Origin of the sequence: Kaistia soli DSM 19436, from assembly GCF_900129325.1 — a bacterium.
GTDB lineage: Bacteria > Pseudomonadota > Alphaproteobacteria > Rhizobiales > Kaistiaceae > Kaistia > Kaistia soli.
Genome location: NZ_FQUP01000005.1, coordinates 1 through 25090 on the forward strand (window position 1 = coordinate 1; position 25090 = coordinate 25090).

Here is a 25090-nt window from a genome sequence, read left to right on the forward strand (position 1 = left end):
TCGTCGGCATTCGTCCGACGGTGAAGTCGACGGTGACCGGCGTCGAGATGTTCCGCAAGCTGCTCGACCAGGGCCAGGCTGGCGACAATATCGGCGCGCTGCTGCGCGGCATCGACCGTGAAGGCGTCGAGCGCGGCCAGGTTCTGTGCAAGCCCGGCTCGGTGACGCCGCATACGGTGTTCAAGGCCGAGGCGTATATCCTGACGAAGGAGGAGGGTGGCCGTCACACGCCGTTCTTCACCAATTATCGTCCGCAGTTCTACTTCCGCACGACGGATGTGACCGGCGTGTGCACGCTGCCTGAAGGCGTCGAAATGGTGATGCCGGGCGATAACGTCTCGATGGAAGTGACGCTGATCGTTCCGATCGCCATGGAAGAGAAGCTGCGCTTCGCTATCCGCGAAGGCGGCCGCACCGTCGGCGCCGGCGTCGTCGCTAGCATCATCAAGTAAGAGTCGAGGCTCCGGACGGGGCACGCGGTAACGCGTGCCCTCGTGACTTAAGGACAGAAATCGATGAACGGTCAGAATATCCGGATCCGGCTCAAAGCGTTTGATCATCGTATCCTCGATGCATCGACGCGAGAGATTGTGAACACGGCGAAGCGTACGGGTGCGCGGGTTGTTGGCCCTGTGCCGCTCCCGACTCAGATCGAGAAGTTCACCGTGAACCGGTCGCCGCATATCGACAAGAAGAGCCGTGAGCAGTTCGAGATGCGCACCCATAAGCGCCTTCTCGACATCGTCGATCCGACCCCGCAGACCGTGGACGCGCTGATGAAGCTCGACCTGGCCGCCGGCGTCGACGTCGAAATCAAGCTCTGAGGCGAGCGAGGACAAGATGCGCTCTGGATTGATCGTACAGAAGGTGGGTATGACCCGCATCTATACGGATGCGGGTGAGCAGGTGCCGGTCACGGTGCTGAAGCTCGACAGCTGTCAGGTTGTCGCCCATCGGACGGAAGACAAGAACGGCTACACCGCGGTGCAGCTCGGCAGTGGCTTGGCGAAGGTCAAGAACACGACGAAGGCGGAGCGCGGACATTTCGCGGCGGCCGAAGTCGAGCCGAAGCGCAAGGTCACCGAGTTCCGTGTGAGCCCTGACAACCTGATCGAGGTCGGCGCTGAGCTGACCGCCGAGCACTTCGTCGTCGGCCAGTTTGTCGACGTGTCGGGCACGTCGATCGGCAAGGGCTTCGCCGGCGTCATGAAGCGGCATAATTTCCGCGGCGGCCGTGCGACTCATGGTAACTCGCTGTCGCACCGTGTTCACGGTTCGACGGGTCAGCGCCAGGATCCCGGCAAGGTCTTCAAGAACAAGAAGATGGCCGGTCATATGGGCGATGCCCGCGTGACGACGCAGAACCTCAAGGTTGTGCGCACGGATGCCGAGCGTGGCCTGATCATGGTCGAGGGTGCCGTTCCCGGCGCCAAGGGCGGCTGGATCGAGGTGCGCGATGCTGTGAAGCGCGCGCTTCCCAAGGAAGTTCCGTTCCCCGGCGCGTTCAAGTCGCGCGCCGCGGCTCCGGTCGAAGTGAAGGAGTCCGAGTGATGGACCTCAAGGTCACCACGCTTGACGGCGCGTCGGCTGGCGAGATCTCGCTCTCGGACGAGATTTTCGGCCTCGACCCGCGCAGCGACATCCTGCAGCGCATGGTCCGGTGGCAGCTTGCTCGCCGCCAGGCTGGCACGCACAAGTCGAAGGGTCGTTCCGAGATTTCGGGCACGACCAAGAAGATGTACAAGCAGAAGGGTACCGGCGGCGCTCGCCACGGTGCCAAGACTGCGCCGCAGTTCCGCGGCGGTGGCAAGGCTTTCGGTCCGGTCGTGCGCAGCCATGCGCATGACCTGACGAAGAAGTTCCGCCAGCTGGCGCTGAAGCATGCGCTGTCGTCGAAGGCGCGCAGCGAGAATCTCGTCATCGTCGCCGACGTCGCTCTCGACGCCGCGAAGACGAAGGCGGTCAAGGAGCGTTTTGCCAAGCTCGGCTGGGCGAATGCGCTGATCATCGACGGTGCGACGGTTGACACGAATTTCGGTCTGGCCGCGCGCAACGTCCCGCATATCGATGTCCTGCCCGTGCAGGGGATCAACGTCTACGACATTCTGCGCCGCGAGAAGCTCGTGCTGACCAAGGCTGCGGTCGAAGCGCTGCAGGAGCGGTTCAAATGAGCAACCCGACCCATTACGACATCATCCGCAGCCCGGTGCTCAGCGAAAAGTCAACGATCGCGACAGAGCAGGGCAAGGTGGTCTTCAACGTGCTGAAGAGCGCGACCAAGCCCGAGATCAAGGCGGCCGTCGAGGCGCTGTTCAAGGTCAAGGTCACCGGCGTCAACACCCTCGTCCGCAAGGGCAAGGTGAAGCGCTTCCGGGGCATCGTCGGCAAGCAGAGCGACCTGAAGAAGGCGATTGTGACGCTGGCCGAGGGCCAGTCGATCGACGTCTCGACCGGTCTCTAGAGCAGAAGAATAGGCTGAAGCCATGGCTCTCAAGCATTACAAGCCGACCACGCCGGGACAGCGCCAGCTCGTCCTCGTCGATCGCTCGGAGCTCTATGCCGGCAAGCCGGTCAAGGGCCTGACCGTTGGTCTCCGCCAGAGCGGCGGCCGCAACAATCTCGGCCGCGTCACGGCCTATGGGCGTGGCGGCGGTCACAAGCGCACCTATCGCCTGGTCGACTTCAAGCGCCGCAAGCGCGACATGACGGCTGTCGTCGAGCGGATCGAATATGATCCGAACCGCACGGCTTTCATCGCCCTCATCAAGTATGAGGACGGCGAGCTGAGCTACATCCTGGCGCCGCAGCGCCTGGCGATTGGCGATACTGTCGTGTCCGCGGCCCAGGCCGATGTGAAGCCTGGCAACTGCATGCCGCTCGGCGCGATGCCGGTTGGCACGATCGTCCACAATGTCGAGATGAAGCCCGGCAAGGGCGGTCAGATCGCACGGTCGGCCGGTGCCTATGCGCAGTATGTCGGCCGCGATGGCGGCATGGCGATCCTGCGGCTCAATTCCGGCGAGCAGCGCCTGGTGAGCCAGGCCTGTGTTGCGACGGTTGGTGCGGTGTCGAACCCGGACCATTCCAATATCTCGCTCGGTAAGGCTGGCCGCAACCGCTGGCTCGGCAAGCGCCCGAGCGTTCGCGGCGTCGCCATGAACCCGGTCGACCATCCGCATGGCGGCGGCGAAGGCCGTACGTCGGGCGGCCGTCATCCGGTTACCCCGTGGGGCAAGCCGACCAAGGGCAAAAAGACCCGCAACAACAAGTCGACAGACAAGTTCATCGCGCGCAGCCGTCATCTGCGCAAGGGCAAGTAAGAGAGGCTTTTCGTGGCTCGTTCAATCTGGAAAGGCCCGTTTGTTGACGGGTATCTCCTGCGCAAGGCCGAGAAGAGCCGCTCTTCGGGCCGCAGCGAGGTGGTGAAGATCTGGAGCCGTCGCTCCACGATCCTTCCGCAGTTCGTGGGACTGACCTTCGGCGTCTATAACGGCCAGAAGCACATTCCTGTCATCGTCAACGAGGACATGGTCGGTCACAAGTTCGGCGAGTTCTCGCCGACGCGCACCTACTACGGTCACACGGCCGACAAGAAGGCGAAGAGGAAGTAAGATGGGCAAGCCGAAGCGCGAACGCGCGCTGAAGGACACCGAGGCGCGCGCGATCACGCGCATGATCCGTGTCTCTCCGCGCAAGCTCAATCTGGTCGCGGCACTGATCCGCGGCAAGAAGGCCAGCGCCGCGCTTGCGGACCTGACCTTCTCCGAAAAGCGCATCGCTCGCGACGTCAAGAAGACGCTCGAGTCGGCGATCGCCAACGCCGAGAACAACCATGATCTCGACGTCGACGCTCTCGTCGTTGCCGAGGCGTTCGTTGGCAAGGCGCTGGTGATGAAGCGCTGGTCGCCGCGGGCTCGTGGCCGTGTCGGCCGGATCGAGAAGCCGTTTTCGCACCTGACGATCGTCGTGCGTGAAGCTGGGGAGGCCGCTTAATGGGCCAGAAAGTCAATCCGATCGGGCTCCGCCTCGGTATCAATCGGACCTGGGACAGCCGCTGGTTCGCCAACAAGGGCGAATATGGCCGCTTGCTCCATGAGGACCAGAAGATCCGCGAAGTGCTGATGAAGGATCTGAAGCAGGCTGCGGTCTCGAAGATCGTGATCGAGCGTCCGCACAAGAAGTGCCGCGTGACGATCCATTCGGCCCGTCCCGGCATCGTGATCGGCAAGAAGGGCGCTGATATCGAGAAGCTGCGCAAGACTGTTGCGAAGCTGACCGACAGCGAGGTTCACATCAATATCGTTGAAGTCCGCAAGCCGGAAATCGACGCGAACCTGGTCGCCGCCTCGATCGCCCAGCAGCTGGAGCGCCGCGTTGCGTTCCGCCGTGCGATGAAGCGTTCGGTGCAGTCCGCGATGCGCCTCGGCGCCGAGGGCATCCGCATCAACGCATCGGGCCGCCTTGGCGGTGCCGAGATCGCGCGTCTGGAATGGTACCGCGAGGGCCGCGTGCCGCTGCACACGCTCCGTGCCGATATCGACTACGGCACGGCGACTGCGCACACGGCCTATGGCACGTGCGGCATCAAGGTCTGGATCTTCAAGGGCGAAATCCTTGAGCATGACCCGATGGCGTCCGAGCGTCGCCAGACGGAAGGTAACGAGCAGGGCTCGGGCAGCGGTCGTCGTCGCGATAACGCGGCCTGACAGCTACCGCACCTGAAGCCGAGAGAGAACGAAAATGCTGCAACCGAAGCGCACCAAGTTCCGCAAGCAGTTCAAGGGCAGGATCCACGGCGTCGCCAAGGGCGGCACCGACCTGAACTTCGGCGGTTTCGGGCTGAAGGCGATGGAGCCGGAGCGGGTCACCGCCCGGCAGATCGAGGCGGCTCGCCGCGCGATCACCCGCGCGATGAAGCGTGCCGGCCGTGTCTGGATCCGGGTGTTCCCGGACGTTCCGGTCACGTCCAAGCCGACCGAAGTCCGAATGGGCAAAGGCAAGGGCGCGCCGGAATACTGGGCGTCGCGGGTCAAGCCGGGACGGATCATGTTCGAGGTGGACGGCGTCGACGAGGAGACCGCGCGCGAAGCGCTGCGTCTCGGCGCGGCGAAGCTGCCGATCAAGACGCGCTTCGTACAGCGCATCGCCGATTGAGCGGCGTACGGACGAGGATAGAGCCATGAAGGCGAAGGACGTTCGGCTGCAGACGGCCGATCAGCTCGACACAGAGCTCGCGAACCTGAAGAAGGAGCAGTTCAACCTGCGCTTTCAGCGGGCGACCGGGCAGCTCGAGAATACCGCACGAGTCCGGCAAGTTCGCCGCGACATCGCGAGAATCAAGACTATCGCCGCGCAGAAGCGCGGCGCAGATCAGAGCTGAGGAGGCGAATATGCCAAAACGCGTTCTGCAGGGCAGCGTCGTCAGCGACACGAATGACAAGACCGTCGTCGTGCTGGTCGAGCGCCGCTTCACGCATCCCGTCATGAAGAAGACGGTGCGCCGGTCGAAGAAGTACCAGGCCCATGACGAGGCCAACACATACAAGGTCGGCGACACGGTCTTCATTGAAGAATCGAAGCCGATTTCGAAGAACAAGCGTTGGGTCGTGCTCGGCACCGAATTGTCGGACGGCAAGTAGCGCACGGAAGAGGTTTGTCGCGGCTTTCGCCTGTTGGGCGAGGGCAGTGACCAGAAAGCAGGCGGCCAGTCATGATTCAGATGCAGACTAACCTCGACGTGGCGGATAATTCCGGCGCTCGTCGTGTGATGTGCATCAAGGTTCTCGGCGGTTCCAAGCGGAAATACGCCTCGGTCGGCGACATCATTGTCGTCTCGATCAAGGAGGCGATCCCGCGGGGTCGCGTCAAGAAGGGCGACGTCATGAAGGCGGTCGTTGTCCGTACCGCGAAGGACATTCGTCGTCCCGACGGCAGCGTCATCCGCTTCGACAAGAATGCGGCGGTGCTGATCAACAATCAGAAGGAGCCGATCGGGACCCGTATCTTCGGACCGGTTCCGCGCGAACTGCGCGCGAAGAACCACATGAAGATCATCTCGCTCGCGCCAGAGGTGCTGTGATGGCTGCCAAGATCAAGAAAGGCGACAACGTCGTCGTCCTGACCGGCAAGGACAAGGGCAAGTCCGGCGAAGTGCTGACCGTGTTCCCGACTGAGGAGCGCGCGGTCGTTCGCGGCGTCAATATCGCCCGCCGGCACCAGAAGCAGACGGCGAGCGAGCAGGGCGGAATCGTCTCCAAGGAGATGCCGATTCATCTGTCGAATATCGCTGTGGCGGATCCGACGGACGGCAAGCCGACCCGGGTTGGTTTCAAGGTATCCGAAGACGGGCGCAAGCAACGCGTCGCAAAACGTTCGGGAGAAGTGATCGATGGCTGAGGCAGCTTACGAGCCGCGGCTCAAGAAGTTCTACGAGGACGAGGTTCGCTCGAAGCTCGCAGCCGAATTCGGCTACGGCAATCCGATGCAAATCCCGCGTCTCGACAAGATCGTGCTCAACATGGGCATCGGCGAAGCGGTGAACGACTCCAAGAAGGTCGGTACGGCGCTCGCGGATCTCGCCCAGATCGCTGGCCAGAAGCCGGCTGTCACCAAGGCGCGCAAGTCGATCGCCACCTTCAAGGTGCGCGAGTTCATGCCGATCGGCGGCAAGGTGACGCTGCGCAAGGCGCGGATGTACGAGTTCCTCGATCGCCTGGTCACGATCGCGCTTCCGCGTGTTCGTGACTTCCGGGGTCTCAATCCGAAGAGCTTCGACGGCCGTGGCAACTATGCCATGGGCATCAAGGAGCACATCATTTTCCCGGAGATCAACTACGACAAGGTCGACCAGGTCTGGGGCATGGACGTCATCGTCTGCACCACGGCCAAGACGGATGAGGAAGCCCGCGCCCTTCTGAAGGCGCTCAACTTCCCGTTCCGCCAGTAAGTCGCCGGGAAAGGATAGGACGAGATGGCTAAGAAGAGCTCCATCGAGAAGAACAACCGGCGTCGGGATCTGGCGAAGCAGTACGCCAATCGCCGCAGCAAGCTGAAGGCTGTCGCCAATGACGAGAGCCTGCCGCTGGAGGAGCGCTTCCAGGCGCGCCTCAAGCTGGCGGAGCTTCCGCGCAATTCCTCGCCGACCCGCATCCGTAATCGGTGCGCGGTCACGGGGCGCCCGCGCGGCGTCTATCGCAAGCTGATGATGTCGCGTATCGCTTTGCGCGAACTTGGGTCGCTGGGTCTTATCCCGGGCCTGGTCAAGTCGAGCTGGTAGGGAGCACGGTCCGATGACGATGACCGATCCTTTGGGTGATATGCTCACCCGGATTCGTAATGCCCAGATGCGCCGGCAGTCGAAGGTTTCGACGCCGTCCTCGAAGCTGCGCGAGAACGTTCTCGAAGTCTTGCAGCAGGAAGGCTACATCCGCGGCTTCGCCGCCGTGGATCATGGCGATGGCAAGGCGGAGCTCGAGATCGAGCTGAAGTATTTCGACGGCGAGCCTGTGATCCGTACAATCGAGCGTGTCTCGAAGCCGGGTCGCCGCGTCTACGCCTCTGTGAAGAGCATCCCGCGCGTCAAGAATGGCCTCGGTGTCTCCATCCTGTCCACGCCGAAGGGCGTGATGTCGGATGCAGATGCCCGTGAACAGAATGTCGGCGGAGAAGTTCTCTGCCAGGTATTCTGATCTGGCCTTGGCGCAACACGAACCGGACGGATTGGTCTGATGTCTCGTATTGGTAAAAAGCCGGTGGCGGTGCCGAAGGGCGTCACGACCACCATCAATGGCCAGACGGTCTCCGTGAAGGGGCCGAAGGGGGAACTCTCCTTCGACTTCACGGATCATGTCTCCGTTGAAATGACGGATGGCGGTATTCAGGTTTCGCCGCGTGACGGGTCCAAGCCGGCTCGCGCCGCCTGGGGCATGTCGCGGACGATGATCGCGAACCTGATGAAGGGCGTGACCGACGGCTTCTCCAAGAAGCTTGAGATCAACGGCGTCGGCTATCGTGCGGCGGTTCAGGGGACAAACCTGCAACTGGCGCTTGGATATAGCCACGACGTAGTCTATCCGATCCCGGCAGGGATCACGATCCAGTGCGCCAAGCCGACCGAGATTCTCGTCTCGGGTACGGATCGGCAGCGGGTCGGTCAGGTCGCTGCAGAAATCCGCGACTTCCGCGGTCCCGAGCCTTACAAGGGCAAGGGCGTGAAATATGCGACCGAAACGATCTTCCGCAAGGAAGGCAAGAAGAAGTAACGGAGACCGTCATGGCCAACACTCAGAAGGACCGGCGCGCAGCGCGTGTCCGCCGTGCGCTCCGCAAGGTCGCATCGGGGCGTCCGCGCCTCAGCGTGCACCGCTCGTCGGAGCATATTTACGCCCAGGTGATCGACGATGCCGACGGTCGCACGCTCGCGGCTGCCTCGACCCTCGAAAAGGATCTGCGCGCCTCGCTGAAGACCGGAGCCGACAAGGCTGCCGCTGAAGCAGTCGGCAAGCTTGTCGCCGAGCGGGCGAAGGCTGCCGGTGTCACGGCGGTCGTGTTCGACCGCGGGTCATATCTTTTCCACGGCCGCGTCAAGGCGCTGGCCGACGGGGCACGCGAGGGCGGCCTCGATTTCTGATGCGCCCCTGACGCGCGTCTAACGGAACAACAGGACGATTGGGATTTCGATGGCCAGAGAGCAGCGGGAAGAGCGCGACAGCGAATTCGTCGACAAGCTCGTTCACATCAATCGCGTCGCGAAGGTGGTGAAGGGCGGCCGGCGGTTCGGCTTTGCGGCCCTCGTCGTCGTCGGCGACCAGAAGGGCCGTGTCGGCTTCGGACACGGCAAGGCGCGTGAAGTGCCGGAAGCGATCCGCAAGGCGACGGAAGCGGCAAAGCGGGCGCTGGTTCGCGTTCCGCTGCGCGACGGCCGTACGCTGCATCACGACGTGTTCGGTCGCCATGGCGCCGGCCGCGTGTTCCTGCGCGCTGCGCCTCCCGGCACCGGCATCATCGCCGGCGGCCCGATGCGTGCGGTGTTCGAGACGCTCGGCGTCCAGGACGTCGTCGCCAAGTCGATGGGTTCGTCGAACCCGTATAACATGGTGCGTGCCACCTTCGCCGCGCTTGCGGCTGAGGACAGCCCGCGCAGCGTGGCATCGCGCCGCGGTATCAAGGTTTCGGTGCTTCAGTCCCGCCGCGGCGGTGACGCTGAAGCGACCGCCGAAGCCTGATAGCCGTCACCATTCGAGGAATTGACCGATGGCTAAGAAGACCGAAGGCGCGGCTGCCAAGACGCTGATCGTCGAACAGACCGCCAGCCCGATTCGCCGGCCGGCCGAACAGCGCGCGACGCTGATCGGCCTCGGCCTCAACCGGATCCGTCGCCGTTCGACGCTGCAGGACACGCCTGCGGTTCGCGGCATGATCGCCAAGGTGGCTCACCTCGTCCGCGTTGTGGACGAGACCTGAGTCATAGAAGGACCAGTCCGATGAAGCTCAACGAGATCAACGACAATCCGGGTGCCCACAAGTCGCGCATTCGCGTCGGCCGTGGCATCGGCTCCGGCAAGGGCAAGACGGGCGGACGCGGCGTCAAGGGCCAGAAGTCCCGTACCGGCGTCGCCATCAAGGGCTTCGAGGGTGGCCAGATGCCGCTGCATCGGCGCCTGCCGAAGCGCGGCTTCAACAACATCTTCGCGCTCGACTTCAACGAGGTCGGCCTCGGCCGCATCCAGACCGCCATCGCGGCGGGCAAGCTGGACGCCTCGAAGGCCGTTACCGCTGAGGCGCTCAAGGAAGCCGGCGTCATCCGCCGCGTCAAGGATGGCGTTCGCATCCTCGGCAATGGCGAGCTGACCACCGCAGTGACCTTCGAAGTCGCCGGTGCGTCGAAGCCTGCGCTCGAGGCGATCGAGAAGGCTGGCGGCACCGTCAAGGTGCTCGTGGCGAAGACGGTCGAGGACGCCGCCGCGGCGTCCTGAGACATATCGCACCTATCGTCGGGACGCCGCTTGATGCGGCGTCTCCGAAAGCCCAGTTTATGTCCCTCGATGGACATAGGATCCCGTCCTGCGGGTCCGATCGGAGCGGCGAATGGCATCTGCGGCTGAACAACTTGCGGCCAACCTCAATTTTGGCGCGTTCGCCAAGGCCGATGCTCTCAAGAAGCGCATCTGGTTCACGCTGGGCGCGCTCATCGTATATCGCCTCGGGACCTATATCCCGCTGCCGGGCATCAATCCGGAAGCGCTGGCGAGCGCGTTCAACAACCAGCAGTCCGGCATCCTGGGCCTGTTCAACATGTTCTCCGGCGGTGCCGTCGGACGCATGGCGATCTTTGCGCTCGGAATCATGCCGTATATCTCGGCGTCGATCATCATTCAGCTGATGACGTCGATCATACCGTCGCTCGACGCCCTGAAGAAGGAAGGCGAGGCGGGTCGCAAGATCATTAATCAGTACACCCGTTATGGCACCGTGCTGCTGGCCGTCGTTCAGGCCTACGGCATTTCGGTTGGCCTCGAGGGTGGCACCAATATCGTCATCGATCCTGGTCTCTTCTTCCGCATCACGGCTGTGCTGACCCTGACAGGCGGCACGATGTTCCTGATGTGGCTCGGCGAGCAGATCACGTCGCGCGGCATCGGCAACGGCATCTCGCTCATCATCTTCGCCGGCATCGTGGCGAACCTGCCGCATGCGCTCGCTGGTATGCTCGATCTGAGCCGGCAGGGTGCGCTTCCGGCCTGGGTCGTCCTGCTGGTTGCCATCGTGGCCATCGCGGCGATCCTGTTCATCGTGTTCATGGAGCGCGCCCAGCGCCGCCTGATCATCCAGTATCCGAAGCGCCAGGTTGGCAACCGGATGTTCCAGGGCGAGTCTTCGCACCTGCCGCTGAAGCTGAACACCTCGGGCGTCATCCCGCCGATCTTCGCCTCGTCGCTGCTGTTGTTGCCGGCCACGATCGCCAACTTCTCGCAGGGCAAGGGGCCCGGCTGGTTCAACAGCATCGTCGCGCTGCTCGGCCACGGCACGATCCTCTACATGGCGCTCTACGCTGCGATGATCGTGTTCTTCGCCTTCTTCTACACCGCGATCGTGTTCAATCCTTCCGACACGGCCGACAATCTGAAGAAGCATGGCGGCTTCATTCCGGGCATCCGTCCGGGCCAGCGCACAGCCGAATATATCGACTACGTGCTGACGCGAATCACGGTGCTTGGCGCGATCTATCTGGTGATTGTCTGCCTCCTGCCGGAATTCCTGATTTCGGCGACCCACGTGCCCTTCTATTTCGGCGGAACCTCGCTGCTCATCGTGGTCAACGTGACGATGGACACCGTGTCGCAGGTGCAAGGCCACCTGCTTGCGCATCAGTATGAAGGGCTCGTCAAGAAGTCGAAGCTGAAGGGGAAGAGGCGATGAGACTGATCCTGCTCGGACCACCGGGGGCTGGTAAGGGCACACAGTCTGCTCGTCTCGTGAAGCAGTACGGAATTCCGCAGCTTTCGACTGGCGACATGCTGCGCGCTGCGGTCGCCGCGGGTACGCCGATCGGTGTACGCGCAAAGGCGATCATGGATGCCGGCAATCTGGTCTCGGACGATGTCGTCATCGGCATCGTCGCAGACCGGATCGAGCTGCCGGATGCGCGGAAGGGCTTCATTCTCGATGGTTTCCCTCGGACCATCGCCCAGGCTGATGCCCTGGAAGCCATGTTGGCCAGCAAGGGCCTCAAGCTCGATCTCGTCGTCGAGCTGAAGGTTGACCATTCAAAATTGATCGAACGGATCGTCAAGCGCGCGGATGAAACCAAGGCGCGGGGTGAGCCAGTTCGCAAGGACGACGATCCCGAGGTGTTCAAGACCCGGCTTGCTGCCTATCAGCGTGATACGGCGGCGATTTCGCCTTACTACAAGGCGCGGGGCCGTCTCATCGAGATTGATGGCATGCGTCCGATCGATGAAGTCTGGGGCGACATTGAAAAAGTCGTCGCTCCTCTTGACGAAGCGGTCGCGAGCCGATAAGGGTCGCGCCTCTTTACTTTTCGGGTGGCGACGTCCCCTGTTTCAGGGACGGCGTCGCTTGCTTATGACGATTTCGTTCGCATGGGCCGGCCTCCACCGGACGCGGACATAACCGCCGCATTGTTTCGATGTGGCTGACATGGAGACGGCAATGGCCCGTATCGCAGGCGTTAATATTCCGACGAACAAGCGCGTGATCATCGCGCTGCAGTATATCCATGGCATCGGCGCGAAGCATGCCCAGGACATCGTGACGAAGGTCAACATCGACCCGTCGCGCCGCGTCAACGAACTTTCAGACGCCGAAGTCCTGCAGATCCGCGAAGCGATCGACCGCGATTACGTCGTCGAGGGCGATTTGCGCCGCGAAGTCGCGATGAACATCAAGCGCCTGATGGACCTTGGCTGCTATCGCGGCCTGCGTCACCGTCGTGGCCTGCCGGTTCGCGGCCAGCGCACGCATACCAATGCGCGCACCCGCAAGGGTCCGGCCAAGCCGATCGCCGGCAAGAAGAAGTAAGAGACGAGATTGGGGCGCTAGGCCCCCGGTGGAGCCGCCGGCATTACGGCGGTGTCGAGATCGAACCTAAGGATAGAGAATGGCTAAGGACACGACGCGCATTCGCCGCCGCGAGCGCAAGAACATTTCCTCCGGCGTCGCGCATGTGAATTCGACGTTCAACAACACCATGATCACCATCACCGATGCGCAGGGGAACACCATTTCCTGGTCGTCCGCCGGCATGATGGGCTTCAAGGGCTCGCGTAAGTCGACCCCGTACGCCGCTCAGATGGCGGCCGAGGACGCGAGCAAGAAGGCCGCCGAGCACGGCATGAAGACGCTGGAAGTCGAGGTTTCGGGACCCGGTTCGGGCCGTGAGTCGGCTCTGCGCGCACTGCAGGCCGCCGGCTTCACCATCACCTCCATCCGCGACGTCACGCCGATCGCTCACAATGGCTGCCGTCCGCGCAAGCGTCGTCGTGTCTGACGACCCGGGCCGGCGCCTTCGGGCGCCGGCATTCGCGCATCGGCATTCCGCCCGTCGGTGTCTCCGGGGTGTCGCGTCTCCGGTTCCAACGGTGGCGCTTGAGATCGAAAGGATACGGTCGTGATCCATAAGAATTGGCAAGAGCTGATCAAGCCGAACAAGCTCGAGGTTGCGCCGGGCTCCGATCCGAAGCGCCTGGCAACCGTCGTGGCCGAGCCTCTGGAGCGGGGCTTTGGCCTGACGCTCGGCAACGCCCTGCGTCGCGTGCTGCTGTCGTCGCTTCAGGGCGCCGCGGTGACCGCGGTGCAGATCGACGGCGTGCTGCATGAATTCTCGTCGATTGCCGGCGTGCGTGAGGATGTCACTGACATCATCCTCAACATCAAGGAAATCGCGATCAAGATGCAGGGCGACGGCCCGAAGCGCATGGTCGTCCGGAAGCAGGGACCTGGCGTCGTCACCGCTGGCGACATCCAGACGGTTGGCGATATCGAGGTTCTCAATCCCGAGCTGGTGCTCTGCACCCTCGACGATGGCGCCGAGATCCGCATGGAGTTCACGGTCAACACCGGCAAAGGTTACGTGCCGGCCGACCGGAACCGTCCCGAGGATGCCCCGATCGGCCTCATTCCGGTCGACAGCATCTATTCGCCGGTCAAGAAGGTGTCGTACCGCGTCGAGAACACCCGCGAGGGCCAGGTTCTCGATTACGACAAGCTGACCCTGACGGTCGAGACCGACGGCTCGCTGCGCCCTGACGATGCCGTTGCCTATGCAGCGCGTATCATTCAGGACCAGCTGTCGATCTTCGTCAATTTCGAAGAGCCGCAGAAGGAGACGACGACGGAGAGCATTCCGGAACTCGCCTTCAATCCTGCGCTGCTCAAGAAGGTTGACGAGCTCGAGCTTTCGGTGCGTTCGGCCAACTGCCTCAAGAACGACAACATCGTCTATATCGGCGACCTCATCCAGAAGACCGAAGCCGAGATGCTCCGGACTCCGAACTTTGGTCGCAAGTCGCTGAACGAGATCAAGGAAGTTCTCGCCCAGATGGGTCTCCATCTCGGCATGGAGGTCACGAACTGGCCGCCGGAGAACATCGAAGAACTCGCCAAGCGTTACGAAGACCATTATTGAGATCCCGACCCACGGCGTGAGCCGCCGGTCTAGAAACTGAGGAGAGAGCCATGCGCCACGGTAATTCCGGCCGCAAGTTCAGCCGCACCGCCAGCCACCGTAAGGCGATGTTCGCCAATATGGCCGTGGCGCTGATCACCCACGAGCAGATCACCACGACCCTGCCGAAGGCGAAGGATCTTCGCCCGATCGTCGAGAAGCTCATCACGCTCGGCAAGCGCGGCGATTTGCACGCGCGTCGCCAGGCGATCGCGCAGCTGCGCGACGTCGCGGCTGCTGCCAAGCTGTTCGACACGCTTGGGCCGCGCTACAAGGAGCGTCAGGGTGGTTACACCCGCGTTCTCAAGGCTGGCTTCCGCCATGGCGACAATGCGCCGGTTGCGGTCATCGAGTTCGTCGAGCGCGATGTGGATGCCAAGGGCGCTTCGGATCGTGCCCGGGCGGCCGCCGAAGAGGCGCAGGGCGAGAGCGTCGCCGCCTGATTTCGGGCGCGCGATCGCAGAATTCGAAGGGCGGCCGAGAGGCCGCCCTTTTTCGTTTGCGGTCGCTAGCTTTATGGAATGGCGGGCGCCGGAAAGGCGAGGATATTGCCCGTGTAGCTCTCGACGACGAGGCTGAAGGGCCGCCCGTCGGCGCGCTTCAGCACGGCACGGTGACGCAGCAGGAAATCGGGGATCGCCAGCGGCGACGAAGCTTTCGTCGCCGGCGCGATCGGCTGCAGCGCCCAGGTCTCGGGCAGCGGCTGCCAAAGGAGAGTTGCGTCGAGAGTGGTGCGCGTGAACCGGAGCGGCGCGACCACGCGTCCGAAGCTGGTGCTCGTGGTCTCGAGGGCTTGGTTCATCTCGTCAGTGAGACGAGCCGGCAGGTACCAGTTGTCGGCTTCCGAGAGGACGTGCGTGCCGCAGGTAAGGCGCACGCGCCTGTAAGCGACCGCCTCGTCTGGCGCTGCTTCGAGCCGTTCGCGGATTTCGGGGTCTGCGGCCTTGTCCTGTCCCGTTATCCGCTCGGCGATGATCTTCGATCCGGCCGGCGCCAGCGCGTGCGTGTTGCACCAGCGGTCAAGTGTCAGGGTGGCGGAGGGGCTGGAGAGCAACTCTGCGTTCAGCGTCTGGATGAGGGCCAGCGCTGCCAGCCGCGTCACCGCGGTATCGGGCCAAGCCTGGTGCTCAGCCGCACGTGCAAACGTCTGGCCGAGGCCAGCGAGATGCAGCGCCGCGGCAAGGGCCGTTGCAGCGATCAGGCGACGCGACATTGAGATGATTCCCGCGATGAAGTCGACGAATGCTCTGCCCGTCCTCAAAGCTTGTCGAAGCTTGCGAAGCGGAAGAGGAAGCTTGGTTCGGTCATGGACTGGTCCAGCGACAGGCGGCTCGAGCGGAAACAGTCGGGGTCGTCGGGGAAGAACGAGCCCGAGAAGCGGACGGCATCGCCCACGGCGAGCTTGCCGACGGCTGCGGCCAGAGGCGTCCCGGCGAGTATCAGCGTCTTGTCGTCGATATCCGACATCGCATTGTTCCAGGTCTTCACAAGCGTGCCATCCGGCAGGGCGATCGAGAGAATCGTGCGGCCGCCGGGATCCCGGTCGAGCTCCTTCACGGTGCCGACCCAGCCCTGGATGTCGGGCTTCTTGACGGCTGCGCAGATGTCCGCGGCGCGGCTGGACTGCACAGAGGCTCGATCGTCATCGCCGGCCTTATCATATTCGGTGCGCGCGTCGGAGACGGCCTTGGTGAAGGCCGACTCTTCGCGGGTCTGCTGCGGCGCCAGTGCAGCGAGCTTCTCCGCTTCGGTTGGCGGTGGCGGTTGGGCCGGCGTCGCGGGCGCCGGCGTCGGCTCGGGAGCAGGCGTTTGGGGCGGCGTGGCCGATGTGTCGGTCAGCGGGTCCGTCTCCGTGCCGACAACGGTGGTCGTGGGGACGGAAAGCGGCGCCGGCAGCTTGATCGGTGCCAACTGCGACTCGTCCTTCGCCGATGCGGGCGCGGGGAGCACCGAGGGCTGCTGCGCCGGGGTAGGTTCGCTCGGCGTGATCATGGCGGGCGCTGGCAGGGGCTCGGGATCCGGTTGCGACTCGGGCTCGGGCGCCGCGGGCGCGGGCAGGGGCAGGCTCGCGACATCGAAGGCTGGGAGGCGCGGCTTGAAGATCACGCCACCGGCGCCGGAAACCAGCACCACGACGCCGAGCGAAGCCAGCAGGCTGTTGACGAGCCGCGGGCCTTTCAGAATCAGGGACATGACCCCGACAAGCAGGATCATCAGGCCGGCGATGAACAGCAGAACCCAGAGCATCGGTTTCCTTCTCGCCCCTCGGCCATTATCCAGATGGCGAGCATCCCGCCAAGCCCCCGAATCAGGCGAAAGGTGATGCTCTACCGGCGAAGCGGCTGTGCCAAGCCGCTCAGTGATCATTGGCGGATTCATTGAGCCAACGCGTCACGGGCTCGCCTCAATTGATGGCGAATCGTCGTCTCTTGGCAACAACATGGAGATTGGGCGCATGCGGGCACGCGTGATGATGGCTTTGGCTCTCGCCGGATTGCTTCTGCCGGGCCTGGCACCACTGGCGGCCGAAGCGGCTGCGCCGAGCATTCCGCCATCCGAGGCGGCGCTTCGCTATTCGTTCGCGCCGTTGGTGAAGCGGGTCTCGCCCGCTGTCGTCAATGTCTATGCCTCGCGCGTCGTGCAGCAGCGGGTCTCGCCCTTCATGGACGATCCCTTCTTCCGCCAGTTCTTCGGCGGTGGAGGCGGGGGAGCGCCGCGCACGCGGATCCAGCAGTCGCTTGGCTCGGGCGTGATCATCGACAAGTCGGGCATCGTGGTGACGAATTATCACGTCATCGCCAATGCCGATGAGGTCAAGGTCGCTCTTTCGGACAAGCGGGAGCTCGCGGCCGACATCGTCCTCAAGGACGAGCGGATGGACCTTGCCGTTCTGAGGCTCAAGGGTGCCGCCGGACCGTTCCCGGTCGTCGAATTCGCCGACAGCGATGCGCTCGCCGTTGGCGATCTCGTTCTGGCCATCGGTGATCCGTTCGGCGTCGGGCAGACCGTGACGAGCGGTATCGTCTCGGCGCTTGCCCGCACGCAGGTCGGCGCCGCTGACTATCAGTTCTATATCCAGACGGATGCAGCGATTAATCCGGGCAACTCCGGTGGTGCGCTCGTCGACATGGACGGCCGCCTCGTCGGCATCAACACCGCCATCTATTCGCGCTCCGGCGGCTCGATTGGCATCGGCTTCGCCATTCCCTCCAACATGGTCCAGGTGATCACCAAGGCGGCGCTCTCCGATGGCAAGGTTCGTCTGCCGTGGATTGGCGCCGAGTTCCAGCAGGTGACGCCGGATCTTGCGGATGGACTTGGGCTCGATCGGCCGCATGGCGCGCTGGTCGCGGGCGTGACTGATGGCAGTCCGGCCGAGAAGGCAGGGCTCACGGCCGGCGACCTCGTCGTCAGCGCCGACGGGATCGACATCGACGATCCGAATGGGCTCAACTATCGCCTGGTGACCAAGGGGATCGGCGCCTCTGTGCAACTCGGACTGCTGCGCGGCGGCAAGCCGGCGAATGCCACGATCGTATTGGCGTCGGCACCCGAGATCCCGCCGCGCGAGGAACTGACGCTGAAATCGGAATCGCCGTTCCAGGGTGCGACGGTCGTCAATCTCTCTCCAGCCGTGATCGCCGATACCGGCTATAAGGGACGGCGGACCAAGGGTGTGCTGATCGAGAAGGTTGATGACGGTTCAATCGCGGCAAGCGTCGGTTTCCAGGCCGGCGACGTCGTCGTCGAGGTCAACGGCCAGGCGGTCGATGCGACGCGGACACTGGCGGCGATGACGGGGCGGCCGGCTGATCTCTGGCGGTTGACGATCGAGCGCGACGGAAGGCTCATTCGCTCGACGATCGGAGGATGACGTGAGCAATCTTTTCGAGGCGGCTGGCATGGAGCGGGCGGCGCCACGGCCGCTCGCCGATCGTCTGCGCCCCGAAAAGCTGTCTGACGTTGTCGGGCAGGACCACCTCGTCGGCACGTCCGGCGCGCTGACGCGCATGCTGAATTCTGGCTCGCTCGGCTCGATGATTTTCTGGGGGCCGCCTGGCACCGGCAAGACGACGGTGGCACGGTTGCTCGCCGGCGAGACGGATCTGCATTTCGAGCAGGTCTCGGCTGTTTTCTCAGGGGTCGCCGACCTCAAGAAGGTGTTCGAGCAGGCCCGGGCGCGGCGGCAGATCGGCAAGGGCACGTTGCTCTTCGTCGACGAGATCCACCGCTTCAACCGCGCGCAGCAGGACAGCTTCCTGCCGGTGATGGAGGACGGCACGGTGACGCTGGTCGGCGCCACCACCGAGAACCCGTCCTTTGAGCTCAATGCGGCGCTGCTCTCGAGGGCGCGGGTGCTGGTCTTTCATTCGCATGGACCAGATTCGATCGCGCAGCTTCTCGCCCGCGCCGAAGCGGTGGAGCAGCGACCCTTGCCGCTCGATGAGGAGGCGCGCGAGGTTTTGATCCGTATGGCGGACGGCGACGGGCGCGCCTCGCTGACGCTCGCCGAAGAGGTGTGGCGCGCGGCGCAGCCGGGCGAGATCTTCGATGCGGCCGGCCTGCAGGAGATCGTCCAGCGCCGGGCGCCGATCTACGACAAGGGCCAGGACGGGCACTACAATCTGATCTCGGCGCTGCACAAATCGGTGCGCGGCTCCGATCCTGACGCGGCGCTCTATTATCTCGCGCGCATGTTCGATGCGGGCGAGGATCCGCTCTATCTCGGGCGTCGGCTAGTCCGGATGGCGGTCGAGGATATCGGCCTTGCCGACCCTCAGGCGCTCGTCATCGCCAACGCGGCGAAGGATGCCTACGACTATCTCGGCAGTCCGGAGGGCGAGCTCGCTTTCGCGCAGGCGGCTGTCTATCTCGCGACAGCGCCGAAATCGAATGCCGTCTACACGGCCTTCAAGGCGGCGACGCAGGCGGCCAAGCAGGGCGGCTCGCTGCTGCCGCCGAAGACCATCCTGAACGCGCCGACGAAGCTGATGAAGACGGAGGGCTACGGCGAGGGCTACCGCTACGATCACGATGAGCCCGACGCCTTCTCTGGCCAGAACTATTTCCCGGATGCCCTTGGCCGACAGTCCTTCTACGAGCCGGTTGAGCGCGGCTTCGAGCGCGAGATCCGGAAGCGGATGGACTATTGGGCGAAGCTGAGAAACGAGCGCGGCGGATAGAGCTGCTCGCCTGTTGTCGGGCTTGACGCTGAGGCTGCCCGCATGCCCGGATACGGCGTTCAATCGTTCCGGAGCCGCTCGCATGTTCCTTATCGGCCAATACGACTCGCCGTTCGTCCGCCGCGTTGGCGTTGCGCTCCGGCTTTATGAGATCGATTTCGAGCATCGGCCTTGGTCAAGCTTCGGCGATGCCGAGAAGATTGCGGCCTACAATCCGCTTCGCCGCGTGCCAACTTTGGTGCTCGACAGCGGCGAGGTGCTGATCGAGAGCGCGGCGATCCTCGACTTTTTGGATGAGGAGGTCGGCCCTGACAGGGCGATGATCGCCGATCATGGTCCCGACCGGCGTCGGGCTCTCAAGACCGCGGCTCTGGCGACCGGGCTTGCCGACAAGGCGGTGATCCTCTTTTACGAGGGCGTTCTGCACAAGGAGAAGTCGGACGTCTGGGTGGCTCGCTGCAAGGCGCAGATCCATGATGTTCTCGATGCCCTGGAGCAGGAGCGGGCGGCACGCACCACGACATGGTGGTATGGCGATCGCATAGGCCATGCCGACATAGCGGTCGCCTGCGCGCTCCGATTCCTGCGCGACGTGCATACCGATCTCTTTGGCAATCATCCGGCGCTGTTGGCCCATGCCGAGCGTTGCGAGGCGCTGCCGGTCTTCCAGGAAATTGCGCAGGCCTTCAGCCCGCCGGCCTGAGCCTCACCGCTCCGGCGCGAGGCGGCGGCGCCACCAGGTTGCGGCGGCGGCGATCAGCGCGAGCACGAAGAGCAGGCCGAAGCTGGTCTCGACGGCGCCCAGCATCGGGTGGCCGTAGAAGAATATGTCCTTGTCGCTGGCCCCGGCGATGACCTCTGTCCGCCAGCGCAGCATCGAGGCGGATGAGGCGACGCCGAGGCTGACGCCAAGCATGCGGGCAAGGTTGATCAGGGCGCCGGCCTCGCCGGAGAAGGCGGGCGGCGCCGAGCCCATGGTGGCGCTGTTGTTCGGGGCCATGAAGAAGCCGAGACCGGCGCCGAAGACGGCAAGCGCCACCATGCCGACGGCGCGCGAGGGCGTCGCTTCCAGCGCGACCATCGAGAGCGTCAAGAGCGCTGCCGCAGCCAATGTCATGCCGAACAGCGCCAGCGTTGCCGTGCCATGGCGCTTGACCAGCGCGCCGGCAAAAGGGGCTGCGATGCCGAGCGCGATCGGGATAGCCGAGAGGCGGAGGCCTGCGCGCGTCGGGGTCTCATGCAACCCGCGGATCGCGGCATAGGACATCAAATAGAACATGCCATAGAGCAGCGCATACGAGAGCAGCACGGCGAGAACGCCGAGCGAGAACGGCTTCGACGTGAAGATATCGAGATTGACGAGAGGCGAGGCGGTGCGCTTTTCCCTCAGGATGAACAGCGCCAGTAGCGCGACGCCGCCGATGCCGAAGGCGAGCGAGGGCAACGAGGTGAGGCCCCAATCGGCGATGTGATTGAGGACGAGCACCAGCGAAACGAGCGCGGGACCGAGTAACAGTGCGCCCTGCCAGTCAAACGGGCGCAGGTCGCGCTCCATGTCATCAGGCAGGATCAGCCAGCCCGCCACGGCACCGAGGAGGCCGATCGGCACCGTGACCCAGAAGATCGCCTGCCAGCCGAAGAAGCCGAGCAGCAGGCCGCCGGCGATCGGCCCGAGGCTGACGCCGACCGCCTGGGCGGCGGAAAAATAGCCCATGGCGCGCGCCCGAAGCTCCTTGCCGGCCGCGCGATTGAGAATCACGATCGAATTGGCGCCGAGGCTCGCGCCGCCAATTCCCTGCAGGATGCGGAAGGCGATCAATTCCGGCAGGCTGGTGGCCATGGCACAGAGCGCAGAGGCGGCCACGAAGACGAGGATGCCGGCGAGATAGAGCTTCTTGCGCCCGAACATTTCGCAGAGGCGACCGAAGACGGGAAGCGCGGCGGAAAAAGCGAGTACATAGGCAAGCGCGACCCAGCTTGCGAGCGTTTCCCGGGTCTGGAAGGTCACTGCGAGATCGGGCAGCGCGAGTTGAACCACGCTGGCGTCGAACTGGCCCATCGCCGCGCCGATGCAGGTGATCGCGACAATCGGCCAGGGATTGGCGCCCTGCGAAGGTGCTGCGCCAGTTGTCGGCTGCCCCGTCTTCGGGTCTCCACGCGACGCTTCGGGCGCTGCCCCGTCCATCCTATCGTCCCCCGACGTCCTGATTGCATACAATGGCTAGCATGGAGCGGGCAGTCGGTGGAACGACTCTCGTGCGGTCTTCCCTGCGGTTCGGCGCCCCGTGTAAGCTGGACAAGAACTGAACCTCGCCGGGACGAGGATTCGACAAGAGAGAGGGATCGCTCATGAAGACCCGCGCCGCCGTCGCTTGGGAAGCCAACAAGCCGCTGACCATCGAAACCATCGATATTGACGGGCCGCGCCCTGGCGAAGTGCTGGTCGAGATCATGGCGACCGGCGTCTGCCACACCGACGCCTATACGCTGTCGGGGCTCGATTCCGAGGGCAAATTCCCCGCGATTCTCGGCCATGAGGGCGCGGGCATCGTCCGCGAGATCGGCGCTGGCGTCACTTCGGTGAAGGTCGGCGACCACGTGATCCCGCTCTACACGCCCGAATGTCGCAACTGCAAAACCTGCCTGTCGCGCCGCTCCAATCTCTGCACGTCGATCCGCTCGACACAGGGACAGGGCCTGATGCCCGATTCGACGACCCGCTTCTCCTGCTCCGGCGAGCAAGTGTTCCACTATATGGGCACCTCGACCTTCTCGAACTTCACGGTGCTGCCGGAGATCGCCGTCGCCAAGGTTCGCGAGGACGCGCCGTTCGACAAGATCTGCTACATCGGCTGCGGCGTCACGACGGGCATCGGCGCGGTGGTCTACACCGCGAAGGTCTGGGCGGGTGCCAATGTCGTGGTGTTCGGCCTCGGCGGCATCGGGCTCAATGTGATCCAGGGCGCACGCATGGTTGGCGCCGACAAGATAATCGGCGTCGATCTCAATCCCGGCAAGGTCGAGATGGCCAGGAAGTTCGGCATGACGCATTTCGTCAATCCGGACGAGGTCGGTCGTGACAAGGTCGTGCAGGCGATCGTCGATCTGACCGGTGGCGGTGCCGACTTCTCCTTCGAATGCATCGGCAATGTCCATACGATGCGGCAAGCGCTCGAATGCTGCCATCGCGGCTGGGGCGAATCCATCATCATCGGCGTGGCGCCGTCTGGCACGGAGATATCGACCCGGCCGTTCCAGCTCGTCACGGGTCGTGTCTGGCGCGGCTCGGCCTTTGGCGGCGCGCGCGGCCGCACAGACGTTCCGAAGATCGTCGACTGGTACATGGAGGGCAAGATCAATATCGACGATCTCATCACCCACACCATGCCGCTCGACGAGATCAATACCGCCTTCGACATGATGCATGAGGGCAAGTCGATCCGCTCGGTCGTCCTCTACTAGCGGCGATGGCCCTGCCGCTGACTGCGGTGCGAATCGAGCGTTATCGCTCCATCCGCAGCATCATGCTCCCGGTCGCGCCGCTCACGGTGCTGGTCGGTCGCAACGGCGTCGGCAAGACCAACCTCTATCGCGCGCTTGAGCTGCTCACGGCGGCGGCGCGCGGTTCGATCACCCATGAAATCGCGGCCGAGGGCGGGCTCGGCTCCGTTCTCTTCGCCGGGCCGCGTGAAACGGGCCCGGTGCGGCTGCGGCTCGGCTGCGAGGTCGGCAGCTATGCCTATTCGATCGAGATCGGACTGCCGTCGCCGATGGAGGCGGCGCTGACCGAGACCGAGCCGATGGTGAAGGCGGAAAAGCTCGATCTCATCGGCGGCGGACGAAAGCCGGTTACGCTGATGAAGCGAGAAGGGCCGGGCGCGTGGTTGCGCGACGGCGAGGGCAAGCGTCAGACCTACGAGACCGCGCTACTGCCGTCCGAAACCGCACTTGCCTCCTTCCGTGATGTCGAGCGCTATACCGAGGTTGATATCGTCCGCCGGGCGCTCGGCGACTGGCGTTTCTTCCACAATTTCAGAACCGACCGCGAGTCCGCTATCCGTAAGCCGGCGCTCGCCGTAACCACGCCGACGCTCGCCTCGAATGGTCACGATCTCGCCGCGGCGCTTGCGACCGTTCGGCAGGTGCGCGGCGAGGGTCCGGCGATCCATGCCGCGATCGACGACGCCTTTCCGGGTTCGCGCCTCATCACGCGGATCGTTGATGGCCGCGTCGCTCTCGAACTCGAAATGCGCGACCTGCCGCGGCCGCTGGCGGCGAGCGAACTTTCCGACGGCACGCTGGCCTTTCTCTGCTTGGTAGGGGCGCTCGCCTCCTATCGCCTGCCGGGGTTCATTGCGCTGAACGAGCCGGAGACGAGCCTGCATCCGGAACTCATTCCAGCCTTGGCGCGGCTCATCGCCAAGGCGGCGGAGCGCACGCAGGTCTGGGTCGTCACGCATTCCGAACCGCTTGCGGCAGCACTCGCCCGGGAAGGCGACGCCGAGCCGCGTGCCGTCATCAAGCGGGAAGGCGCGACCTGGATCGAGGGTTTGCGGCTGACGGGCAGCTTCGCCGACGCAGACTGACCGCCCATTCTATCGGCATGCGCCGGGCCTGATTGTTCGGCGCCAAAGGGCGATTGGGTGTATATGTCATCAATGTCCGACACATCAGAAGCCTTCGCGGGTAACCGCGGCGCCATCGCCAAGCGATGGCCAAAGCTCCTTGCCGCCTATCGCGAACCCCGCGAATGGCGCAGCACTTTCGAGATCATCGTCACTGCGCTGCCATTCATCGCCTTTTGGGTAACGATGTGGCTGCTGGTCGAATACGGCTACTGGTGGGGCGCTCTATTGCTCGCCGTCCCCGCCGCAGGTTTCCTCGTGCGGCTCTTCATGATCCAGCATGACTGCAGCCATGACGCCTTCTACCGCCGGCGCGACGTCAACGACTGGGTTGGCCGCGTCATCGGCGTACTCACCTTTACGCCCTATGACTATTGGCGGCGGACGCACCAGATCCACCACGCGACCTCAGGCAATCTGCAGCTGCGCGGCATCGGCGATGTCACCACGATGACGCTCGAGGAATATCGCGCCTCGAGCCGGCTGCAGCGTCTTGGCTACCGCATCTATCGCCATCCGATCGTGATGTTCGGCATTGGCCCGGCCTATCTGTTCCTGCTGCAGTTCCGCCTTCCAATCGGTTTGATGCGCGAGGGCTGGCGCCCGTGGCTCAGCGCGATGCTGACCAATCTCGCCATCGCGCTCGCTGCTCTCGTCCTCATCATGACGATTGGCATCGGGCCGTTCCTGCTGGTGCAGCTTCCGATCGTCATGATCGGCGCGTCGATGGGCGTCTGGCTGTTCTACGTGCAGCATCAGTTCGAGACCACGACCTGGTCGCGGCCGCCGGACTGGAGCCACGCCGAAGCGGCGCTGCATGGCAGTTCCTATTACGACCTGCCCCCGGTGCTGCGTTGGATGACCGCCAATATCGGCGTGCACCATGTGCATCACCTCTGCAGCCGGATTCCCTACTACCGTCTGCCGGAAGTGCTGAAACGCCACCCGGAACTGCGCTCGATCGGCCGGATCACGCTCGTCGACAGCCTGCGCTCGGTGAAGCTCGTTCTGTGGGACGAGGCGAACGGCAAACTGATCCCGTTCAAGGGCTGGCGCGACGTCCAGCCGGCGGTCGCCGCCGCCTGAAGCATCCTGCC

General features: G+C 64.0%; 37 protein-coding genes. 34 read left to right on the plus strand and 3 right to left on the minus strand.

The features are described from left to right. The 28 genes from BUB39_RS19495 to rplQ form a co-directional block, all read left to right on the plus strand. Positions 1 to 452, plus strand: a 452-nt coding sequence (locus tag BUB39_RS19495; RefSeq protein ID WP_342169433.1) for an EF-Tu C-terminal domain-related protein, incomplete at its 5' end; no start/stop codon positions are given. Positions 453 to 515: 63 nt separating this feature from the next. Then, positions 516 to 824, plus strand: coding sequence for a 30S ribosomal protein S10 (rpsJ, locus tag BUB39_RS19500; protein ID WP_018184903.1), 309 nt, complete (start codon positions 516 to 518; stop codon positions 822 to 824). A 16-nt stretch (positions 825 to 840) separates the two neighbouring features. Continuing rightward, positions 841 to 1551, plus strand: coding sequence for a 50S ribosomal protein L3 (gene rplC / locus BUB39_RS19505; RefSeq protein WP_073057011.1), 711 nt, complete (start codon positions 841 to 843; stop codon positions 1549 to 1551). Next, a complete protein-coding gene (gene rplD / locus BUB39_RS19510; protein WP_073057013.1) occupies positions 1551 to 2171 on the plus strand; it encodes a 50S ribosomal protein L4 in 621 nt (206 codons plus the stop codon). The genes rplC and rplD overlap by 1 nt, the downstream gene beginning before the upstream one ends. Continuing rightward, positions 2168 to 2461, plus strand: a complete 294-nt coding sequence (locus BUB39_RS19515) for a 50S ribosomal protein L23 (protein ID WP_073057016.1) — start codon at positions 2168 to 2170, stop codon at positions 2459 to 2461. Before rplD ends, BUB39_RS19515 begins: the two co-directional genes overlap by 4 nt. 22 nt (positions 2462 to 2483) lie before the next feature. Continuing rightward, positions 2484 to 3320, plus strand: a complete 837-nt coding sequence (rplB, locus tag BUB39_RS19520) for a 50S ribosomal protein L2 (protein WP_073057018.1) — start codon at positions 2484 to 2486, stop codon at positions 3318 to 3320. Positions 3321 to 3332: 12 nt separating this feature from the next. Then, on the plus strand, positions 3333 to 3611 hold the full coding sequence (gene rpsS / locus BUB39_RS19525; RefSeq protein ID WP_073057020.1) for a 30S ribosomal protein S19: 279 nt from the start codon (positions 3333 to 3335) through the stop codon (positions 3609 to 3611). 1 nt (position 3612) lies between these two features. Then, positions 3613 to 3993 carry a 50S ribosomal protein L22 gene (gene rplV, locus BUB39_RS19530; RefSeq protein ID WP_073057023.1) on the plus strand — a complete coding sequence of 127 codons (381 nt, stop codon included), beginning with the start codon at positions 3613 to 3615 and terminating at the stop codon, positions 3991 to 3993. Next, entirely contained in the window at positions 3993 to 4706 is a 714-nt protein-coding gene (rpsC, locus tag BUB39_RS19535) for a 30S ribosomal protein S3 (RefSeq protein WP_073057026.1), read from the plus strand. Before rplV ends, rpsC begins: the two co-directional genes overlap by 1 nt. A 34-nt stretch (positions 4707 to 4740) precedes the next feature. Continuing rightward, positions 4741 to 5154 carry a 50S ribosomal protein L16 gene (rplP, locus tag BUB39_RS19540; RefSeq protein WP_073057029.1) on the plus strand — a complete coding sequence of 138 codons (414 nt, stop codon included), beginning with the start codon at positions 4741 to 4743 and terminating at the stop codon, positions 5152 to 5154. 25 nt (positions 5155 to 5179) lie between these two features. Next, positions 5180 to 5380, plus strand: a complete 201-nt coding sequence (rpmC, locus tag BUB39_RS19545; RefSeq protein WP_073057032.1) for a 50S ribosomal protein L29 — start codon at positions 5180 to 5182, stop codon at positions 5378 to 5380. 10 nt (positions 5381 to 5390) lie between these two features. Beyond that, positions 5391 to 5639, plus strand: coding sequence for a 30S ribosomal protein S17 (gene rpsQ, locus BUB39_RS19550; protein ID WP_073057034.1), 249 nt, complete (start codon positions 5391 to 5393; stop codon positions 5637 to 5639). 71 nt (positions 5640 to 5710) lie between these two features. After that, positions 5711 to 6079: a 50S ribosomal protein L14 gene (gene rplN, locus BUB39_RS19555; RefSeq protein ID WP_029075463.1), complete on the plus strand. Its 369-nt coding sequence runs from the start codon at positions 5711 to 5713 to the stop codon at positions 6077 to 6079. Continuing rightward, positions 6079 to 6396 carry a 50S ribosomal protein L24 gene (rplX, locus tag BUB39_RS19560; RefSeq protein WP_073057037.1) on the plus strand — a complete coding sequence of 106 codons (318 nt, stop codon included), beginning with the start codon at positions 6079 to 6081 and terminating at the stop codon, positions 6394 to 6396. The genes rplN and rplX overlap by 1 nt, the downstream gene beginning before the upstream one ends. Beyond that, the gene (rplE, locus tag BUB39_RS19565; protein ID WP_073057040.1) at positions 6389 to 6946 is read left to right on the plus strand and encodes a 50S ribosomal protein L5; all 558 of its coding nucleotides are present in this window, start codon (positions 6389 to 6391) and stop codon (positions 6944 to 6946) included. The genes rplX and rplE overlap by 8 nt, the downstream gene beginning before the upstream one ends. 24 nt (positions 6947 to 6970) lie before the next feature. Next, positions 6971 to 7276, plus strand: a complete 306-nt coding sequence (rpsN, locus tag BUB39_RS19570; RefSeq protein ID WP_073057042.1) for a 30S ribosomal protein S14 — start codon at positions 6971 to 6973, stop codon at positions 7274 to 7276. Between the two features lie 13 nt (positions 7277 to 7289). Next, positions 7290 to 7688 (plus strand): 30S ribosomal protein S8, encoded by a 399-nt coding sequence (rpsH, locus tag BUB39_RS19575; RefSeq protein WP_073057043.1) that lies wholly within the window; start codon positions 7290 to 7292, stop codon positions 7686 to 7688. Between the two features lie 39 nt (positions 7689 to 7727). Beyond that, entirely contained in the window at positions 7728 to 8261 is a 534-nt protein-coding gene (gene rplF, locus BUB39_RS19580; RefSeq protein ID WP_073057046.1) for a 50S ribosomal protein L6, read from the plus strand. Between the two features lie 11 nt (positions 8262 to 8272). Continuing rightward, a complete protein-coding gene (gene rplR, locus BUB39_RS19585; RefSeq protein ID WP_073057050.1) occupies positions 8273 to 8629 on the plus strand; it encodes a 50S ribosomal protein L18 in 357 nt (118 codons plus the stop codon). 49 nt (positions 8630 to 8678) lie between these two features. After that, positions 8679 to 9224, plus strand: a complete 546-nt coding sequence (gene rpsE, locus BUB39_RS19590) for a 30S ribosomal protein S5 (RefSeq protein ID WP_073057053.1) — start codon at positions 8679 to 8681, stop codon at positions 9222 to 9224. A gap of 28 nt (positions 9225 to 9252) precedes the next feature. Further along, complete coding sequence (gene rpmD / locus BUB39_RS19595) at positions 9253 to 9462, plus strand: 50S ribosomal protein L30 (RefSeq protein WP_073057058.1); 210 nt, start codon at positions 9253 to 9255, stop codon at positions 9460 to 9462. A 20-nt stretch (positions 9463 to 9482) separates the two neighbouring features. Further along, positions 9483 to 9974, plus strand: a complete 492-nt coding sequence (gene rplO / locus BUB39_RS19600; protein ID WP_073057061.1) for a 50S ribosomal protein L15 — start codon at positions 9483 to 9485, stop codon at positions 9972 to 9974. A 112-nt stretch (positions 9975 to 10086) separates the two neighbouring features. Beyond that, a complete protein-coding gene (gene secY, locus BUB39_RS19605; RefSeq protein WP_073057064.1) occupies positions 10087 to 11418 on the plus strand; it encodes a preprotein translocase subunit SecY in 1332 nt (443 codons plus the stop codon). Next, entirely contained in the window at positions 11415 to 12020 is a 606-nt protein-coding gene (locus BUB39_RS19610; protein WP_073057067.1) for an adenylate kinase, read from the plus strand. The genes secY and BUB39_RS19610 overlap by 4 nt, the downstream gene beginning before the upstream one ends. A 151-nt stretch (positions 12021 to 12171) precedes the next feature. Continuing rightward, the gene (rpsM, locus tag BUB39_RS19615; protein ID WP_073057070.1) at positions 12172 to 12540 is read left to right on the plus strand and encodes a 30S ribosomal protein S13; all 369 of its coding nucleotides are present in this window, start codon (positions 12172 to 12174) and stop codon (positions 12538 to 12540) included. A gap of 79 nt (positions 12541 to 12619) precedes the next feature. Further along, entirely contained in the window at positions 12620 to 13009 is a 390-nt protein-coding gene (gene rpsK, locus BUB39_RS19620) for a 30S ribosomal protein S11 (RefSeq protein WP_073057073.1), read from the plus strand. A 120-nt stretch (positions 13010 to 13129) separates the two neighbouring features. Further along, complete coding sequence (locus tag BUB39_RS19625; protein WP_073057076.1) at positions 13130 to 14146, plus strand: DNA-directed RNA polymerase subunit alpha; 1017 nt, start codon at positions 13130 to 13132, stop codon at positions 14144 to 14146. 50 nt (positions 14147 to 14196) lie between these two features. Further along, complete coding sequence (gene rplQ, locus BUB39_RS19630) at positions 14197 to 14628, plus strand: 50S ribosomal protein L17 (RefSeq protein ID WP_073057078.1); 432 nt, start codon at positions 14197 to 14199, stop codon at positions 14626 to 14628. Positions 14629 to 14699: 71 nt separating this feature from the next. On the opposite strand, the gene BUB39_RS19635 is transcribed toward rplQ, so the two are convergent. Together BUB39_RS19635 and BUB39_RS19640 are read right to left on the minus strand one after the other, a co-directional pair. Continuing rightward, the gene (locus BUB39_RS19635; protein ID WP_073057081.1) at positions 14700 to 15398 is read right to left on the minus strand and encodes a hypothetical protein; all 699 of its coding nucleotides are present in this window, start codon (positions 15396 to 15398) and stop codon (positions 14700 to 14702) included. A 44-nt stretch (positions 15399 to 15442) separates the two neighbouring features. Next, positions 15443 to 16432 carry a hypothetical protein gene (locus BUB39_RS19640; RefSeq protein ID WP_073057083.1) on the minus strand — a complete coding sequence of 330 codons (990 nt, stop codon included), beginning with the start codon at positions 16430 to 16432 and terminating at the stop codon, positions 15443 to 15445. A 208-nt stretch (positions 16433 to 16640) separates the two neighbouring features. Between BUB39_RS19640 and BUB39_RS19645 the strand changes: the two genes are divergently transcribed. From BUB39_RS19645 to BUB39_RS19655, 3 genes are all read left to right on the plus strand, one after another. Further along, positions 16641 to 18059: a DegQ family serine endoprotease gene (locus BUB39_RS19645; protein WP_073057086.1), complete on the plus strand. Its 1419-nt coding sequence runs from the start codon at positions 16641 to 16643 to the stop codon at positions 18057 to 18059. Positions 18060 to 18087: 28 nt separating this feature from the next. Beyond that, positions 18088 to 19368 carry a replication-associated recombination protein A gene (locus BUB39_RS19650; RefSeq protein ID WP_425292924.1) on the plus strand — a complete coding sequence of 427 codons (1281 nt, stop codon included), beginning with the start codon at positions 18088 to 18090 and terminating at the stop codon, positions 19366 to 19368. Positions 19369 to 19450: 82 nt separating this feature from the next. Continuing rightward, positions 19451 to 20071, plus strand: coding sequence for a glutathione S-transferase family protein (locus BUB39_RS19655; protein WP_073057092.1), 621 nt, complete (start codon positions 19451 to 19453; stop codon positions 20069 to 20071). Positions 20072 to 20074: 3 nt separating this feature from the next. Here the strand turns inward: BUB39_RS19655 and BUB39_RS19660 are convergent, their stop codons facing one another. Further along, positions 20075 to 21553 (minus strand): DHA2 family efflux MFS transporter permease subunit, encoded by a 1479-nt coding sequence (locus BUB39_RS19660; protein ID WP_073057095.1) that lies wholly within the window; start codon positions 21551 to 21553, stop codon positions 20075 to 20077. Positions 21554 to 21717: 164 nt separating this feature from the next. Between BUB39_RS19660 and BUB39_RS19665 the strand changes: the two genes are divergently transcribed. The 3 genes from BUB39_RS19665 (at position 21718) to BUB39_RS19675 (ending at position 25079) form a co-directional block, all read left to right on the plus strand. Further along, positions 21718 to 22830: an S-(hydroxymethyl)glutathione dehydrogenase/class III alcohol dehydrogenase gene (locus BUB39_RS19665; protein WP_073057098.1), complete on the plus strand. Its 1113-nt coding sequence runs from the start codon at positions 21718 to 21720 to the stop codon at positions 22828 to 22830. A gap of 5 nt (positions 22831 to 22835) precedes the next feature. Beyond that, the gene (locus BUB39_RS19670; RefSeq protein WP_073057101.1) at positions 22836 to 23954 is read left to right on the plus strand and encodes an AAA family ATPase; all 1119 of its coding nucleotides are present in this window, start codon (positions 22836 to 22838) and stop codon (positions 23952 to 23954) included. Positions 23955 to 24017: 63 nt separating this feature from the next. Then, positions 24018 to 25079 carry a fatty acid desaturase gene (locus tag BUB39_RS19675; protein WP_073057105.1) on the plus strand — a complete coding sequence of 354 codons (1062 nt, stop codon included), beginning with the start codon at positions 24018 to 24020 and terminating at the stop codon, positions 25077 to 25079. Positions 25080 to 25090: the final 11 nt, after the last annotated feature.

Bases quoted from the DNA above. Each gene is read 5' to 3' on its own strand.
- rplX (WP_073057037.1), top strand. From the start codon at position 6,079: ATGGCTGCCAAGATCAAGAAAGGCGACAACGTCGTCGTCCTGACCGGC.
- BUB39_RS19660 (WP_073057095.1), bottom strand. From the start codon at position 21,553: ATGGACGGGGCAGCGCCCGAAGCGTCGCGTGGAGACCCGAAGACGGGG.
- rplP (WP_073057029.1), top strand. From the start codon at position 4,741: ATGCTGCAACCGAAGCGCACCAAGTTCCGCAAGCAGTTCAAGGGCAGG.
- BUB39_RS19645 (WP_073057086.1), top strand. From the start codon at position 16,641: ATGCGGGCACGCGTGATGATGGCTTTGGCTCTCGCCGGATTGCTTCTG.
- rpsK (WP_073057073.1), top strand. From the start codon at position 12,620: ATGGCTAAGGACACGACGCGCATTCGCCGCCGCGAGCGCAAGAACATT.
- rpsH (WP_073057043.1), top strand. From the start codon at position 7,290: ATGACGATGACCGATCCTTTGGGTGATATGCTCACCCGGATTCGTAAT.
- BUB39_RS19670 (WP_073057101.1), top strand. From the start codon at position 22,836: ATGGCCCTGCCGCTGACTGCGGTGCGAATCGAGCGTTATCGCTCCATC.
- rplO (WP_073057061.1), top strand. From the start codon at position 9,483: ATGAAGCTCAACGAGATCAACGACAATCCGGGTGCCCACAAGTCGCGC.
- BUB39_RS19610 (WP_073057067.1), top strand. From the start codon at position 11,415: ATGAGACTGATCCTGCTCGGACCACCGGGGGCTGGTAAGGGCACACAG.
- rplD (WP_073057013.1), top strand. From the start codon at position 1,551: ATGGACCTCAAGGTCACCACGCTTGACGGCGCGTCGGCTGGCGAGATC.
- secY (WP_073057064.1), top strand. From the start codon at position 10,087: ATGGCATCTGCGGCTGAACAACTTGCGGCCAACCTCAATTTTGGCGCG.
- rplQ (WP_073057078.1), top strand. From the start codon at position 14,197: ATGCGCCACGGTAATTCCGGCCGCAAGTTCAGCCGCACCGCCAGCCAC.
- BUB39_RS19655 (WP_073057092.1), top strand. From the start codon at position 19,451: ATGTTCCTTATCGGCCAATACGACTCGCCGTTCGTCCGCCGCGTTGGC.
- rpsM (WP_073057070.1), top strand. From the start codon at position 12,172: ATGGCCCGTATCGCAGGCGTTAATATTCCGACGAACAAGCGCGTGATC.
- rpsJ (WP_018184903.1), top strand. From the start codon at position 516: ATGAACGGTCAGAATATCCGGATCCGGCTCAAAGCGTTTGATCATCGT.
- rpsN (WP_073057042.1), top strand. From the start codon at position 6,971: ATGGCTAAGAAGAGCTCCATCGAGAAGAACAACCGGCGTCGGGATCTG.
- rpsC (WP_073057026.1), top strand. From the start codon at position 3,993: ATGGGCCAGAAAGTCAATCCGATCGGGCTCCGCCTCGGTATCAATCGG.
- rplF (WP_073057046.1), top strand. From the start codon at position 7,728: ATGTCTCGTATTGGTAAAAAGCCGGTGGCGGTGCCGAAGGGCGTCACG.
- BUB39_RS19635 (WP_073057081.1), bottom strand. From the start codon at position 15,398: ATGTCGCGTCGCCTGATCGCTGCAACGGCCCTTGCCGCGGCGCTGCAT.
- BUB39_RS19650 (WP_425292924.1), top strand. From the start codon at position 18,088: ATGGAGCGGGCGGCGCCACGGCCGCTCGCCGATCGTCTGCGCCCCGAA.
- rplE (WP_073057040.1), top strand. From the start codon at position 6,389: ATGGCTGAGGCAGCTTACGAGCCGCGGCTCAAGAAGTTCTACGAGGAC.
- rplN (WP_029075463.1), top strand. From the start codon at position 5,711: ATGATTCAGATGCAGACTAACCTCGACGTGGCGGATAATTCCGGCGCT.
- rpmC (WP_073057032.1), top strand. From the start codon at position 5,180: ATGAAGGCGAAGGACGTTCGGCTGCAGACGGCCGATCAGCTCGACACA.
- rpsQ (WP_073057034.1), top strand. From the start codon at position 5,391: ATGCCAAAACGCGTTCTGCAGGGCAGCGTCGTCAGCGACACGAATGAC.
- rplR (WP_073057050.1), top strand. From the start codon at position 8,273: ATGGCCAACACTCAGAAGGACCGGCGCGCAGCGCGTGTCCGCCGTGCG.
- rpsE (WP_073057053.1), top strand. From the start codon at position 8,679: ATGGCCAGAGAGCAGCGGGAAGAGCGCGACAGCGAATTCGTCGACAAG.
- BUB39_RS19665 (WP_073057098.1), top strand. From the start codon at position 21,718: ATGAAGACCCGCGCCGCCGTCGCTTGGGAAGCCAACAAGCCGCTGACC.
- rplV (WP_073057023.1), top strand. From the start codon at position 3,613: ATGGGCAAGCCGAAGCGCGAACGCGCGCTGAAGGACACCGAGGCGCGC.
- BUB39_RS19515 (WP_073057016.1), top strand. From the start codon at position 2,168: ATGAGCAACCCGACCCATTACGACATCATCCGCAGCCCGGTGCTCAGC.
- BUB39_RS19675 (WP_073057105.1), top strand. From the start codon at position 24,018: ATGTCATCAATGTCCGACACATCAGAAGCCTTCGCGGGTAACCGCGGC.
- rpmD (WP_073057058.1), top strand. From the start codon at position 9,253: ATGGCTAAGAAGACCGAAGGCGCGGCTGCCAAGACGCTGATCGTCGAA.
- BUB39_RS19640 (WP_073057083.1), bottom strand. From the start codon at position 16,432: ATGCTCTGGGTTCTGCTGTTCATCGCCGGCCTGATGATCCTGCTTGTC.
- rplB (WP_073057018.1), top strand. From the start codon at position 2,484: ATGGCTCTCAAGCATTACAAGCCGACCACGCCGGGACAGCGCCAGCTC.
- rplC (WP_073057011.1), top strand. From the start codon at position 841: ATGCGCTCTGGATTGATCGTACAGAAGGTGGGTATGACCCGCATCTAT.